Origin of the sequence: Cytobacillus gottheilii, from assembly GCF_900166665.1 — a bacterium.
GTDB classification, from domain to species: domain Bacteria; phylum Bacillota; class Bacilli; order Bacillales; family Cytobacillaceae; genus Cytobacillus; species Cytobacillus gottheilii_A.
In genome coordinates, this window is the sequence record NZ_LT800494.1 from 4,629,664 (window position 1) to 4,643,341 (window position 13,678).

At 41.4% G+C, this 13,678-nt stretch carries 13 protein-coding genes, 2 tRNA genes and 1 rRNA gene; 4 read left to right on the forward strand and 12 right to left on the reverse strand.

What is annotated here, in order from left to right:
• Nucleotides 1–78 precede the first annotated feature (78 nt).
• The 4 genes from B7E07_RS22695 to B7E07_RS22710 all read right to left on the reverse strand — a co-directional run bounded on the left by B7E07_RS22695 (nucleotide 79) and on the right by B7E07_RS22710 (nucleotide 2,412).
• A tRNA-Ala gene (locus tag B7E07_RS22695) sits at nucleotides 79–154 on the reverse strand.
• A gap of 11 nt (nucleotides 155–165) precedes the next feature.
• Nucleotides 166–242 (reverse strand) — tRNA-Ile (locus B7E07_RS22700).
• Between the two features lie 106 nt (nucleotides 243–348).
• A 16S ribosomal RNA gene (locus tag B7E07_RS22705) occupies nucleotides 349–1,898 on the reverse strand.
• Between the two features lie 289 nt (nucleotides 1,899–2,187).
• Nucleotides 2,188–2,412 carry a hypothetical protein gene (locus B7E07_RS22710; RefSeq protein ID WP_080849007.1) on the reverse strand — a complete coding sequence of 75 codons (225 nt, stop codon included), beginning with the start codon at nucleotides 2,410–2,412 and terminating at the stop codon, nucleotides 2,188–2,190.
• Nucleotides 2,413–2,546: 134 nt separating this feature from the next.
• Here B7E07_RS22710 and pdaB point away from each other — a divergent pair, with 134 nt between their 5' ends.
• Entirely contained in the window at nucleotides 2,547–3,299 is a 753-nt protein-coding gene (pdaB, locus tag B7E07_RS22715; protein ID WP_080849008.1) for a polysaccharide deacetylase family sporulation protein PdaB, read from the forward strand.
• 77 nt (nucleotides 3,300–3,376) lie between these two features.
• Here the strand turns inward: pdaB and B7E07_RS22720 are convergent, their stop codons facing one another.
• A complete protein-coding gene (locus B7E07_RS22720) occupies nucleotides 3,377–4,027 on the reverse strand; it encodes a KinB-signaling pathway activation protein (RefSeq protein ID WP_080849009.1) in 651 nt (216 codons plus the stop codon).
• Nucleotides 4,028–4,175: 148 nt separating this feature from the next.
• Here B7E07_RS22720 and gerD point away from each other — a divergent pair, with 148 nt between their 5' ends.
• Nucleotides 4,176–4,820: a spore germination lipoprotein GerD gene (gene gerD / locus B7E07_RS22725; RefSeq protein WP_080849010.1), complete on the forward strand. Its 645-nt coding sequence runs from the start codon at nucleotides 4,176–4,178 to the stop codon at nucleotides 4,818–4,820.
• A 140-nt stretch (nucleotides 4,821–4,960) separates the two neighbouring features.
• Here the strand turns inward: gerD and B7E07_RS22730 are convergent, their stop codons facing one another.
• The 3 genes from B7E07_RS22730 to B7E07_RS22740 all read right to left on the reverse strand — a co-directional run bounded on the left by B7E07_RS22730 (nucleotide 4,961) and on the right by B7E07_RS22740 (nucleotide 7,477).
• The gene (locus tag B7E07_RS22730; RefSeq protein WP_080849011.1) at nucleotides 4,961–6,016 is read right to left on the reverse strand and encodes a P-loop NTPase; all 1,056 of its coding nucleotides are present in this window, start codon (nucleotides 6,014–6,016) and stop codon (nucleotides 4,961–4,963) included.
• 225 nt (nucleotides 6,017–6,241) lie between these two features.
• Nucleotides 6,242–6,961, reverse strand: a complete 720-nt coding sequence (gene cwlD, locus B7E07_RS22735; RefSeq protein ID WP_080849012.1) for an N-acetylmuramoyl-L-alanine amidase CwlD — start codon at nucleotides 6,959–6,961, stop codon at nucleotides 6,242–6,244.
• 72 nt (nucleotides 6,962–7,033) lie between these two features.
• Nucleotides 7,034–7,477, reverse strand: coding sequence for a YbaK family protein (locus B7E07_RS22740; protein ID WP_080849013.1), 444 nt, complete (start codon nucleotides 7,475–7,477; stop codon nucleotides 7,034–7,036).
• A gap of 201 nt (nucleotides 7,478–7,678) precedes the next feature.
• On the opposite strand from B7E07_RS22740, the gene B7E07_RS22745 reads away from it, so the two are divergent.
• The gene (locus tag B7E07_RS22745) at nucleotides 7,679–8,269 is read left to right on the forward strand and encodes a DedA family protein (RefSeq protein WP_139785694.1); all 591 of its coding nucleotides are present in this window, start codon (nucleotides 7,679–7,681) and stop codon (nucleotides 8,267–8,269) included.
• Between the two features lie 155 nt (nucleotides 8,270–8,424).
• Nucleotides 8,425–9,102, forward strand: a complete 678-nt coding sequence (locus tag B7E07_RS22750) for an NAD(P)H-dependent oxidoreductase (RefSeq protein WP_176215271.1) — start codon at nucleotides 8,425–8,427, stop codon at nucleotides 9,100–9,102.
• A 166-nt stretch (nucleotides 9,103–9,268) separates the two neighbouring features.
• Here the strand turns inward: B7E07_RS22750 and B7E07_RS22755 are convergent, their stop codons facing one another.
• The 4 genes from B7E07_RS22755 to B7E07_RS22770 all read right to left on the reverse strand — a co-directional run bounded on the left by B7E07_RS22755 (nucleotide 9,269) and on the right by B7E07_RS22770 (nucleotide 13,566).
• Complete coding sequence (locus B7E07_RS22755; RefSeq protein ID WP_080849014.1) at nucleotides 9,269–9,904, reverse strand: bifunctional 2-keto-4-hydroxyglutarate aldolase/2-keto-3-deoxy-6-phosphogluconate aldolase; 636 nt, start codon at nucleotides 9,902–9,904, stop codon at nucleotides 9,269–9,271.
• 19 nt (nucleotides 9,905–9,923) lie between these two features.
• The gene (locus B7E07_RS22760) at nucleotides 9,924–10,889 is read right to left on the reverse strand and encodes a sugar kinase (protein ID WP_080849015.1); all 966 of its coding nucleotides are present in this window, start codon (nucleotides 10,887–10,889) and stop codon (nucleotides 9,924–9,926) included.
• Between the two features lie 231 nt (nucleotides 10,890–11,120).
• A complete protein-coding gene (locus B7E07_RS22765; RefSeq protein ID WP_080849016.1) occupies nucleotides 11,121–12,869 on the reverse strand; it encodes a sensor histidine kinase in 1,749 nt (582 codons plus the stop codon).
• The gene (locus tag B7E07_RS22770; protein WP_080849017.1) at nucleotides 12,856–13,566 is read right to left on the reverse strand and encodes a response regulator transcription factor; all 711 of its coding nucleotides are present in this window, start codon (nucleotides 13,564–13,566) and stop codon (nucleotides 12,856–12,858) included. The genes B7E07_RS22765 and B7E07_RS22770 overlap by 14 nt, the downstream gene beginning before the upstream one ends.
• Between the last annotated feature and the right edge of the window lie 112 nt (nucleotides 13,567–13,678).

Consider the following 13,678-nt stretch of genomic DNA (forward strand, 5'->3'; position numbering starts at 1 on the left):
ATAAGAGAGAAAAAACTAAGATGGCGATTACTTGGTAATCTTCTTCTATATTGCATTATCTAGTTTTCAAGGAACAATTGGTGGAGCCTAGCGGGATCGAACCGCTGACCTCCTGCGTGCAAGGCAGGCGCTCTCCCAGCTGAGCTAAGGCCCCGTTAAAGAAAATGGTGGGCCTAAATGGACTCGAACCATCGACCTCACGCTTATCAGGCGTGCGCTCTAACCAGCTGAGCTATAGGCCCACATAACGGTAAAGTTATATGCTTTTCAATAAGAGATTACTCTCTCAAAACTGAACGAACAAATAAAGACGTCTTTTAATGAAGATAAACTTCATTTCATCCTTAGAAAGGAGGTGATCCAGCCGCACCTTCCGATACGGCTACCTTGTTACGACTTCACCCCAATCATCTGTCCCACCTTAGGCGGCTGGCTCCAAAAGGTTACCCCACCGACTTCGGGTGTTACAAACTCTCGTGGTGTGACGGGCGGTGTGTACAAGGCCCGGGAACGTATTCACCGCGGCATGCTGATCCGCGATTACTAGCGATTCCGGCTTCATGCAGGCGAGTTGCAGCCTGCAATCCGAACTGAGAATGGTTTTATGGGATTGGCTAAACCTCGCGGTCTTGCAGCCCTTTGTACCATCCATTGTAGCACGTGTGTAGCCCAGGTCATAAGGGGCATGATGATTTGACGTCATCCCCACCTTCCTCCGGTTTGTCACCGGCAGTCACCTTAGAGTGCCCAACTGAATGCTGGCAACTAAGATCAAGGGTTGCGCTCGTTGCGGGACTTAACCCAACATCTCACGACACGAGCTGACGACAACCATGCACCACCTGTCACTCTGTCCCCCGAAGGGGAACGTCCTATCTCTAGGAGTGTCAGAGGATGTCAAGACCTGGTAAGGTTCTTCGCGTTGCTTCGAATTAAACCACATGCTCCACCGCTTGTGCGGGCCCCCGTCAATTCCTTTGAGTTTCAGCCTTGCGGCCGTACTCCCCAGGCGGAGTGCTTAATGCGTTTGCTGCAGCACTAAAGGGCGGAAACCCTCTAACACTTAGCACTCATCGTTTACGGCGTGGACTACCAGGGTATCTAATCCTGTTCGCTCCCCACGCTTTCGCGCCTCAGCGTCAGTTACAGACCAGAGAGTCGCCTTCGCCACTGGTGTTCCTCCACATCTCTACGCATTTCACCGCTACACGTGGAATTCCACTCTCCTCTTCTGCACTCAAGTCCCCCAGTTTCCAATGACCCTCCACGGTTGAGCCGTGGGCTTTCACATCAGACTTAAAGGACCGCCTGCGCGCGCTTTACGCCCAATAATTCCGGACAACGCTTGCCACCTACGTATTACCGCGGCTGCTGGCACGTAGTTAGCCGTGGCTTTCTGGTTAGGTACCGTCAAGGTACCGGCAGTTACTCCGGTACTTGTTCTTCCCTAACAACAGAGTTTTACGATCCGAAAACCTTCATCACTCACGCGGCGTTGCTCCGTCAGACTTTCGTCCATTGCGGAAGATTCCCTACTGCTGCCTCCCGTAGGAGTCTGGGCCGTGTCTCAGTCCCAGTGTGGCCGATCACCCTCTCAGGTCGGCTACGCATCGTTGCCTTGGTGAGCCGTTACCTCACCAACTAGCTAATGCGCCGCGGGCCCATCTGTAAGTGATAGCCGAAACCATCTTTCAGCTTAAGGACATGAGTCCAAAAGCATTATCCGGTATTAGCTCCGGTTTCCCGAAGTTATCCCAGTCTTACAGGCAGGTTGCCCACGTGTTACTCACCCGTCCGCCGCTGACTTCAGGGAGCAAGCTCCCATCCGTCCGCTCGACTTGCATGTATTAGGCACGCCGCCAGCGTTCGTCCTGAGCCAGGATCAAACTCTCCAAGAAAGAGTTGATTAGCTCTTGTGTACATAATGTACATTGTTGATTCCGAAGAATCTTTTTTAAACGTTGACGTTTTATTGTTCGTTCAGTTTTCAAAGAGCAATTTTTAACTCCGCCGCTCAAAAGCGACTTTATTAATTTACCATGTGCTGTCGTTTCTGTCAACAACTTTTTTCATGTTTTTTAACAATCAAGCTGTATGTCAGCAGCGACGTTTATTAATATACCAACTTACTATTATGAAGTCAACAATTTTCACAAAAAAAATAAAATAGATTATATCTAACGAACATTACTGCTTATAAATACTGCCGCTGCGCGTGTATTTCAAGCATTCCTTTGGTGAAGCAATTCGAGTAAACAACTGAAACAAGATTTTATAACGTTCATTCATTGCTCTTTTAACCATAGAATCAATTCTTTCATCTTTTAAATCAAATAGGATTTCATCAAGCTCCCTTTTTATTAAGTACTCCATCTCTTGCACTTCTTTTTGATTGATTAGAAATCCGATCATATACCTTCCTCCAACTCTTTTTAGTTCTAGTAGTATTTTCCACAAGTACTTTTATTATAAGTATTTTTTGCATTTTCTAGACAAGCACAGCATACATATGTAGCAAGCAATGGATTGGACGAGGTGATAATGGAATGAACTTTTTTTACGTACTAAATGGAAAACGTTTAAAACAGATGATCGTGATCATCACTGCCGCTTTTTTCACAGCATGGATTTTTTACTTTCAGAACCTTATTCATATGCCGGCATTCTCCGTAAAAGATGGACCAAAAGCAATCTATAAAGGAGAAAAAAACGTGGCACTCACCTTTAATATTGGCTGGGGCGATGAAAAGGCGGAGCCAATTCTCGACGTATTGAAAAAGGAAAATGTAAAGGCAGCTACTTTCTTTTTATCTGGTGCTTGGGCAGAGAGTCACCCTGAGATTGTAGAAAGAATAGTGAAAGAAGGATATGAAATAGGGATGTTAGGTTATGAATACAAGGATTATACAGAGCTCGAACCTGAGAAAGTCAGACAGGATATCGCAAAAGCGCAAACCGCTTTCGGCAAACTGAATGTTAAAAACATTAAACTGCTGCGTGCACCGACAGGGCATTTTGACCAGAACACATTAAAAACAGCCGAAGGATTGGGCTATACCGTAGTTCATTGGAGTATCGACTCTAAAGATTGGACAAATCCGGGCTCAGAGGTGATTATTCAGAATACAGAGAAAGCAAAAAAAGGGGATATTATCCTTCTTCATGCCTCTGATTCAGCAAAACAAACTGCTGCTGCTTTACCGGATATAGTCAAGAACATTAAAAATCATGGGCATAAGCTTGTATCTGTATCAGAAATGATTGCCAATGCAGATGCCAAAACAGATGAAATCAAGTAAAGCTCTAAAATAGTTCACCCGATAAAACAAAAAACTGCTCTCCATCTGCATAACAATTAATGCAAATGGAGAACAGTTTATTTTTTTAGCGGTATATTCTTTTTTGCCTGCATTTGCTCGCGGCGCATCCGAGATTGTTCATTAATCTTTTGCAGGATTAATAATTGGTATGCATTGCAAATGAGCAGCGGGAAAATCATCAGCCATACCCAGCTATGCTCATTTACTCTCAGAATCGGCACCCATTCAATCGAGGTCACGACGATCATGAAAAACAGGGCAGGTATGAATGTTTCTTTTGATGAAATTCTTACTTTAAGAAACGCAGCAATTAATCCAGCTGCCAGCAGCATTCCTGCTAAACCTATATACGGAAGCAAGCTGTCTCCTTCTTCCGCAAATGCGTTATAGCGGAAGTATACAAGATCAAACAGTACAAATACTATTAGAACAACCTGTACACCGTTCCATAATTTATGGGACTTAAAGATCCCAAGTCCAAAGCGATGTATGGTTAAGTATGCAAAAAAGCCCATCTGGCTAATAATACTAAAAATCAGTCCAACGCCAAATAGCCAGAATAGAACGGAAAGAACCTCCAGAAAATCAAAAGGCATAAAGATTGAAGAGAATTCATCCCATCGTACAATAAATCCGGTGATGCTTGTTACTACTCCCCCAAGTAACAGGGTTGATAAGAATAATTTTACCCAAAGCCGGCTAGTCAATTTATTTTTCCCCCATAGCATTAAATTCCTCTACTATGATTGTACCAACCAAACATTGAAAAATCTAGGTACATCACAAGTTCACGAATAATATTTGTCCTTTTTCTTCATTCTAATGTTAAGGATAAATGTGAAAGGAGTCTTCAACATGATAAAGTTAGCCCGTATACTTTTCCCTCTTCTTTTGTTAGTTCTTATCTCTGGGTGCGGCCAAGAAGAATCTGGCGGTCAAATGGACTATGATCAAACAAAGAAAATGGTTGTTGATATATTAAAAACAGATGATGGCAAAAAGGCAGTACAGGAACTGCTGGAGGATGAGAAAATAAAACAGAGTCTCATTATGGATGAAGCGATTGTTGCAGACACCATTCAAACAACACTTACTTCTAAAGAAGGTACCGAGTTTTGGAAATCTTCTTTTGAAGATCCTAAGTTTGCTGAAAGCATGGCAAAAAGCATGAAGGATGGAAATGAGCAATTACTTAAAGATTTAATGAAGGATCCTGAATATCGCGGCATGATGATTGAAGTACTCAAAGATCCTGAACTGCAAAAAGAAGTGACCAATATTTTAAAAAGCAAAGAATATCGAGAACATCTGCAAACAGTGGTGACAGAGACGTTTGAAAGCCCCTTGTTTAAAGCAAAGCTGCAGGACATACTTCTTAAAGCCGCAGAAGAAGCGGGCGGAGGTGGCAGCGGCGGCGGCCAAGAAGGCGGCGAGGAGCAGCCAGCAGAAGGCGGCGAAGAAGGCGGAGGTGAAGAAGAATCTGGCGGCGGCGGAAGTTAATGAATTAACATCCCCGCAGATGGACAGCACTTTATACCGTCAGCAGCACTGATGATCTAAATGAAAAAGCGTGAAGCATAATGCTTCACGCTTATTTTCCTTCATGGTCAGTATGTTAATCTAAATAGCTTATAGTAAAATTATATCTCAGTTGCTGCAACAATCTTCTTGGCTATATCTCCATAGATTTGTCCAAGTTTGTGCTCCTGATCATAAACAGATGGAGCAAAGTCATCTTCATTATAATCTGGCTGTGCTAAAGGAAGCTGCCCTAAAACATCTGTACGCAATTCTTCCGCAAGCTTCTGCCCGCCGCCTTGGCCGAAAACATATTCTTTTTCACCGGTTACCTTGCTTTCAAAATAAGCCATATTTTCAACGACACCTAAGATTTCATGCTCTGTTCTTAATGCCATGGCTCCCGCTCTGGCAGCAACAAAAGCAGCCGTTGCATGCGGTGTTGTAACAACAATTTCTTTACAGGATGGCAGCATCGTATGCACATCCAATGCAACATCCCCAGTTCCTGGAGGCAAGTCAAGCAGCAGATAGTCGAGCTCTCCCCATTCCACTTCATTGAAGAAACTATTCAGCATCTTGCCGAGCATAGGGCCTCTCCAGATAATAGGCGCATTATCCTCAACAAAGAAGCCCATAGAGATGACTTTTACGCCAAATCTTTCAACAGGGATGATTTGCTCTCCTCTAACAACTGGCCTCTTCGTAATGCCCATCATATCTGGTACACTAAATCCGTAAATATCCGCATCCACAAGTCCGACCTTTTTCCCTAAACGTGCTAAGGATACAGCGAGATTAACTGAAACAGTTGATTTTCCAACGCCGCCTTTTCCGCTTGCAATAGCAATAAATTGTGTCTTGTTTCCAGGAGACAATAATCCAGCTCCACTTTCAGCGTTAGCTTGTCTATATTGAGTAAGAATCTCTTCTGGAAGTTCACTGAAACGAATGCCAACGGTCGCTGCTCCTGCCGCTTTTAAGCGATTGACGATTTCAGTCTGCAGTTGAAGCTGTTCAGCAGTACCCGTCTTTGCAATTAAAATTTTTACACTGACATGCGCTTTTTCTTCTTTAATTTTAATTTCCTCAATTGCATTTAACTCACCTAATGTTTTATGTAAAAATGGCTCTTTCAGTTCGCTGATCGCGTCTTTCATGCGTTGCTCTGTTAACATCGTTGCCCCTCCTTATGTATGATCACTCTTAATATTAGCATGGATAAAAACCAAGCATTAATTCTACTATAACATGTTTATCCCTATAGGATAGTAAACAAAAATTACACTTGTATGAATTATTGGGCAGTAATGAGAACACACCATGTAAACGCTATCTATTCAGATTGTAATTTCTCCCTCGCAACATGAAAAGGTGCTCATAATGAGCACCTTGTTTTTCCTTTATTCTTCCTCTTCTAATTCCGCTTCATTTGTAAAATAGCGAAGAATTCCGTTATATATAGAAGCCGCAACCTTTTCCTGATACTCATCTGTTTTTAAACGAGCCTTTTCTTCAGGGTTTGATAAAAATCCGATTTCAACAAGTGCACCAGGCTTTTTCGCTTTATCAACGATATATACATTGTTGATAGGTTTTGCCTTTCTTGTTGTATTTTCCAGATTTCTGCGCAGTTCATCTTGTATAAACTTCGCTGCTTTGCCATTTTCAATTAAATGATTTGAATAAAAAGTTTGCGCACCGCTCCACTGCGGTGATGGAATGGAATTTAAATGAATGCTGAGATAGTATTCTGCATTGGATTCATTGATCAGTTCCAGCCGTTTTTTTAAGTCCTCTACTTTTCTCCTGCTATACCCCTTTGTCCCTTCTGGCGCTAAATCTCGATCCTCTTCACGCGTCATAAGGACAAGTGCACCTTGCTCCTGAAGATAGTCTCTAATTTTAAATGAAACATTTAAGGCGATATCCTTTTCAAGAGCATCTTCATCTCCAGCTCCGCCATCAGGTCCTCCATGACCGGGATCCAAAAGGATGATCTTCCCTGTTAAAGGTAGGTTCCACGATTCCCATGAATCATCTTCAGAAAAATCGTATTGCAGAATAAAAAACAAAACCGCTAAACCAATGATAAAAAAGCCTGCTTTTATTTTTTTATTCATGTAAGTCATCAACTCCCCGCTCGTCCTCCATTCAATATATGGGACAAGGAGGGGGATTAGAACATGAAAAGATTAATGCAGCCGAAGCTTCTGTCTCCGCTTTCCTTTGCTGTAACCTTCAAGCCACCAGTTGTTTACATACTGCTCACATAAATAATACAGCGATTCACTCATCGCCCCTTCCTGCCCATGACTCCAATACAGGAAAAAATGATAGAGCGTATCAGTGAAATGCACTCGCTCTTCCTTACAGCGCTCCATCACTTGATCATTCGTTTCTCCTCGAATGCCGAATCGGCTGTACTGAGCACCGAGCAAGTAAGCTTCAATCGCTACATCATAACATGCTTCCTCTATTCCGCTGTTCATGAGCAAGTTCGAGACTAACCGGGAAGACCCGAAGTATTGCTTTACCTTTTCTTTTAACTCTTTTATAGTTAGTTCCTTCAGAACGGATTTCTCATATTTAATTTGCTTTTCTCGTCTTTTTTCTGTAAATGTTGTGATCACAGTCAAATGTATTCACCCCTTGAAGATATTCTTTAACTCTTCAAAGACAGTCATTCAAAAATCCGCATTGATTCATTTGCCATTTTTCTGCGATTCTTTTCCATTTTAATAAGAGGCGGTTATAGGTAAATACTATAGAGAAAGATGGACTTGTGATATACTTATGTCTTGAAAAATAAATCAACTACTTTTAGAGGAGGTGTCCGGTTGGAAGCTCTGATCTTAGAAATGATTGAGGCTTTTAAAGGATTATCTTACTTCGGCATTATGCTTGCCTTAACATTCGAATTTGTTCCAGCTGAGCTCGTTTTGCCGTTAGCTGGCTTTTGGGTATATGAAGGGGACATGAATTTATATGGAGCGATTATTGCCGGTTCCATCGGTGGTGTGCTCGGTCCATTGACATTATATGCATTAGGCCGATTTGGCGGCCGTCCAGTGGTTTTGAAATTTGGAAAGTATTTTTTAGTAAAAGAAGAGCATATTGACAAAGCAGATGAATTTTTTGCAAAGTACGGAGGAGCAGTTGCCTTTTTAGGCCGATTTATTCCTGGAGTGCGCACAGCAATTTCCATTCCATGCGGGATGGCGAAGATGAATATTTGGAAATTTATCATTTATACATATGTTGCCATGCTTCCTGTCACAGCCATTTATGTTTATTTAGGCTATGCTTTAGGGCCGCAATGGGAACGAGCTGGAGCCATCTTTGCTCAGTATGCGAACTATCTTCTGATCCCGATTGCGCTATTTCTTATTTGGTTCGTGTTTACAAGACTTCGGAAGAGAAAAATCTAAGGTTTATTATCTTAATAACAAAAATAGCGGCTAATTTGCCGCTATTTTTATTTTCCTTGTGCAGAATAGAAATCAGTTATGCAAAATACTGCCTGCAACATAAAATGTGTGCGCTGTATTATACTTTTGTTAATCATCAAAAAGGAGTGAACTAGATGCAACACAAACCAAGTATCCGTAAAGAAGACATCCTAAAGGCGTTCCAATTTCGCCATGCATGCAAGGAATTCGATCCGGCGCAAAAAATTACAGAAGAGGATTTTGCATTTATTTTAGAAACTGCAAGGCTTTCTCCATCCTCATTCGGTTTTGAACCTTGGAAATTTGTTGTTCTGCAAAATGAACAGATAAGAGAAAAGCTGCGAGCTGTTTCCTGGGGTGCACAAAAAACACTTCCCACAGCCAGTCATTTCGTTCTTATTTTAAGCAGAGTAAAACAAAGTCTTACTCCTGAATCGGTTTATATTCAGCATATTATGAAAGATGTCCATCAAATGCCGCCCGAAGTTGTCAAAGGGATCGGTGGAGCCTACTCCAACTTTATCGAAAATGAATTTAAGCTTAATGCCTTTGACGAACTGTTCTTTCAGTGGGCATCGAGACAATCGTATATTGCTCTCGGAAATATGATGACGGCTGCAGCCATGATTGGCGTTGACTCCTGTCCAATTGAAGGCTTTGATAAAGGAAAAGCAGAGGCTATCTTAAAAGAAGAAGGCATTCTAACCGATGACTTCGGCCTCTCCTGCTTCGCTGCCTTCGGCTATCGCGCCCAAGATCCGAATCGCCCAAAATCCAGACAGCAGGCAGAAGATATTATTCAATGGGTTTAATATAAAGAAAGGCTCGTAGGTCACATTTAATGACCAACGAGCCTTTTACTTTTATAAATGGAAGAATAGCGCACAAAACAATATATAGCTGTACAACAACTCTTTTTTATCATTCTTGTACTCTTAGCAAGAAAATCTGTTATAAGTACCGCTTACACAAGATCCATTAGTTTATTTTTTCAACATATTGACGGGCCAAGTCCGTTACTTTCTGGTAATCTCCATCCACTTTTGCTGCGTTGACTAAATTTCCGCCTACTCCAACAGCAACACATCCATTATCAAGCCATTCCTGAATATTATCCAGACTTACTCCGCCTGTTGGCATAATATTCACATGAGGCAATGGCGCTTTTACTGCTTTGATATAATCCGGACCCACCAAGCTGCCTGGGAATAGTTTAATTACATCAGCCCCATATGTCATTGCTTCCTGCATTTCAGTAATCGTTACGCAGCCAGGCATATAAGGAATTCCATATAAATTACAAAGCTTCGCAACTTGTTTGCTGAAAGCAGGACTGACAACAAACTCACTGCCTGCCATAATAGCTAATCTGGCTGTGGTTTCATCCAGTACGGTACCTGCTCCAACGACAACTCTGCTGTCATCTTTATATTCTGAGACCAGTGATTTAATAGCATCTTCTACACCAGGGGTAGTGTATGTCAGCTCCACGCACGTGATTCCACCTTCAATACAGGCTTTTGTAATCTGTATAGCCTCTTCAGAAGAATCTGCGCGGATGACAGCGACGATTTTTGTTTGTGCAATCTGCTGCAAGGTGTTTACTTTTTTCATTTATTTTCATTCCTTTCTATCAGTTTGCTGTTTTTATAGAACCTGCGGATTCGATAAAATGCTCTAACTTCTCTCTTGTCGGCAGGCCTTCATTATCTCCCGGAGAGCTGAGCTGAATGGCACCAATAGCATTACCGCGTATGACACTATCTTCAATGGACAGCCCTTCTGATAATCCGCTGATCACTCCTGCTGCAAATCCATCTCCTGCTCCAACAGTATCAATAATTTCATCCACTTTAAAGCCTTTAATATAAGTTCCTTCATAATCCTGCCCTTTGGCATAAGCGCCTTTTTCCCCAAGCTTAATGACAACAAGCTTTACACCCTTATGGAGATAGTAGTCAGCGATTTCTTCTGGTGTATCAAAGCCCGTTAAGATTTTCCCTTCTGAAATGCCTGGCAGAACTAAATCGCATTTAGCAGCAAGGTCATTAATGCTTTGAACCATCTCTTCTTGACTATTCCATAAATTTGGACGCAGATTCGGATCAAATGTTATAGTAGCCCCGGCTTTTCTGCCTTCTTCGGCAAAAAAGTGAGAAACAGCCTTTGTCTCAGAGGAAAGTGCCAAAAATACACCCGTTAGATGTACAACATCAAACTTAGAGAAGTCTACCTCCTTAAATTGATCCAGTCCAATTCTGGAAGCCGCACTTCCTTTTCGGAAACTGGCAACATGAGGATCCCCCTCTGTCACCTTTTCTTTCATCTGCAAACCTGTAGCATAGTCGTTGCTCTCAAAAACGAATGAACTGCTTATATGTTCACTTTCAATAAATCTTTTAATCGATTTGCCTAAAGGATCATTTCCCACTTGAGTGGCATAATACACTTCATGGCCAAGTCTCGCCATGCCAACGCTTACATTTAACTCTGCTCCGGCAATCGAGCGCGTAAATTTCTGCACCTTTTCCAGCGGGCCAAATTCATCAGAAACAAACAAGCCCATTGCTTCGCCGATTGTTACGATCCTCTTCCCCATTTTATCCACCTCACTGATTTACTCCATACTTCTTATTGCATTTATTGTTCTTTAACATGTTCGTAGTTTCATATTGTGGAACTATGTTCCGTAAATTAATTATACCTTGCCTCTATTTAATGGTCAATGAGAAAAAGGCTGCAGATATTTTCTTATGCAAATGAAAAAGACACTGTTTGACTGCTGATTTTTCTTCGTCAGTCATTCAATGTCCCCCTTTGGTAGCGGTTTTCACTGCTTATGCTCTTTTGCATTATCCATTGCCGGAATTAATATCCGAATGAATGTCCCTTTATTCCGTGTACTGTTTACTTGAATGGTGCCATCGTGCAGTTGTACAAGTTGTTTGGCAATCGCCATGCCAAGCCCTGTTCCCATACTCGTATCACTTGTATTGGTCCCCCGGTAGTAACGCTGAAATAGCTTATCAAGTGTTTCCTGATCCATGCCAATTCCATCATCTTCAACTTTAATCACAATAAAATGCTGTTCAATCAAAGAAACCGAAACAGTAATGGATGTATGAGCCGGATTATATTTAATGGCGTTTTGAATTAAATTATCCAGTATCCGCTGAAACCATTTGGGATCAATATGAGCTGATATGCTCTCAGGAGAAGGATTAAATTGCAGGTTCATATTCCTGTTGTTTGGATCATTAACAAAATAAATGATGGTTCTGCGGATAAATTCATTCAGATCAACTTCTTCTTTTACAATAGGGAGTGCCTGATTCCGCAGCCGATAAGTCAGTGTCAGGTCCTCAAGCAAATCCATCATATACGCAGATTTGTCAGTGATAATTTCCCCAAACTCCTTTGTTTCCTGTTCAGACCAAGAATAATTTGGTGATTTCAGCATTTGAGAGTAACCTGCTATGGAAGCAAGCGGAGTTTTTAAATCATGTGATATCCCGCTAATCCACTCTTCTCTTGTCTTTGTCATTTTCAGCCGCTCAGATTCATTATCTTTTAACGTTTTGGTTAATTGATGTAGAGCTAGAATAAAATCTTTATATAATCGGTATTTCTTTTTTAGCTTTCCCTTTTTATTCACCAGGACAGATTGTTGATGGAGATCCTGAGGTTCTTCAAAAATACCATCACCAAGATTTTTGATCCATTTCATCATGGTAATCAGCGGGATTCCAAACTTGCGGGCATACAAAACTGTTCCAATTAACAATAATAAAAACAGAACAAGAAAGGCGATAAGGAAGCTTTGACTAATACTGTTATAGATCCTTTCGTCTATGTTTGCTGCTGAAAATCCCCCATCTGTGCCAGCAATAATGGCCTGTCCAGTATCATTATCAAAATGAGAGCTGACTGAATTTTTTTCTGTTTCTGATAGCATGGAAAGTTCCTCGATAGTATAATCGTTAGGCTGACCCTCTGCAGCATAATCATCCACTACTTCTCCTGACGAATTAATGAATTGAACCCATTCATTTTTTTTATTTATTTCGTCCATCATTATAGGTGTAAGTTTTAGCTGCTGATTGTCCCAGTCAACCATCATACTGATCTTTGCTAAAAGATCTTCCAGAGCAGTTCCTTTTCTAATTAGCAGATAATAAGGCTGTATTTGTTCCCAATCCAATAATTCAAACGAGGAGTATTTCTTGGACTCGCCTAAAACCAGTGAAGCAAGCTCTCCCTCATCTAACTCTTCCGGAGGGGTTACAGCCGTATTATAAAAACCAGCAACCCTTCCTTCTTGCGAAAAAACAATCAGCTCCATACCTTGCTTTTTCGCCAGCACTTTCAGTTTGTCATCAAACTCAGCTTTTCCATTATGCATGGAGATTACCCCAGAGAAGTAAAATGAATCAGCATTTGATAAGTCCTTCTCTATCTCGGCACTGCTAATCGAAAAGCCAATCATTCCCCAGATCGCTATGAATAGGAGAAGCAGCAGAATAAAGCCTATTATAATCTGAAATAAAAACTGGACGATAAAACGTCTATAAATGTTCATGACGAACACCTTCCGGAACAAATTTATAGCCCAGCCCCCGAACCGTTACAATGTACTTAGGTTTACTTGGGTTTTCTTCAATTTTTTCACGAAGCTTTCTAATATGTACCATAATCGTATTATCCTCACCCAGAAACGCTTCGCCCCATACTCGCTCATAGAGCTGGCTTTTGCTGAACAGCTGGTTCGGATGTTTACAAAAGAATAGCAGCAGCTGATATACTTGTGCAGGCAACTCAACCTGTTTCCCTTTTACTTTGACTTCTCCAGACGAGGCATTTACAGACAAATACCCAAATTGATAGTTTGTTTGAGCAGGGATTGTCCTTAACATATTCCTGCGCAGGTGAGCTTTAATTCTGGCCACAACTTCCAGTGGATTAAACGGTTTTGTAATATAGTCGTCCGCTCCTAGAGCAAATCCTGAAAGTTTATCTAAATCTGTTGATTTTGCTGTTAAAAAGAAGATCGGAGCATCCGTCGTTTCTCTAATTAATGGACAGATTTCGAAGCCGCTCCGATTCGGCAGCATTACATCAAGCAGAATCAAATCGTATCGTTTCATCTTACAAAGGGAGAGTGCTTCCTCTGCTGTACCTGCCGTATCAATATGTTTAAAGGATTCTTTTGTTAAAATAATTTTTAGCATTTGTACAATGGCTTTTTCATCATCGACAATTAATATATGTTCTTGCATAGATTTTTTTCACCTCTTTTACTTACATCCCCATCTTACCATTAGATGTAATTTCGGATGGAAGAATTAAGGTTGAATTAAGGTGAAGTTTCTTCTTACATAAGATTGAGTC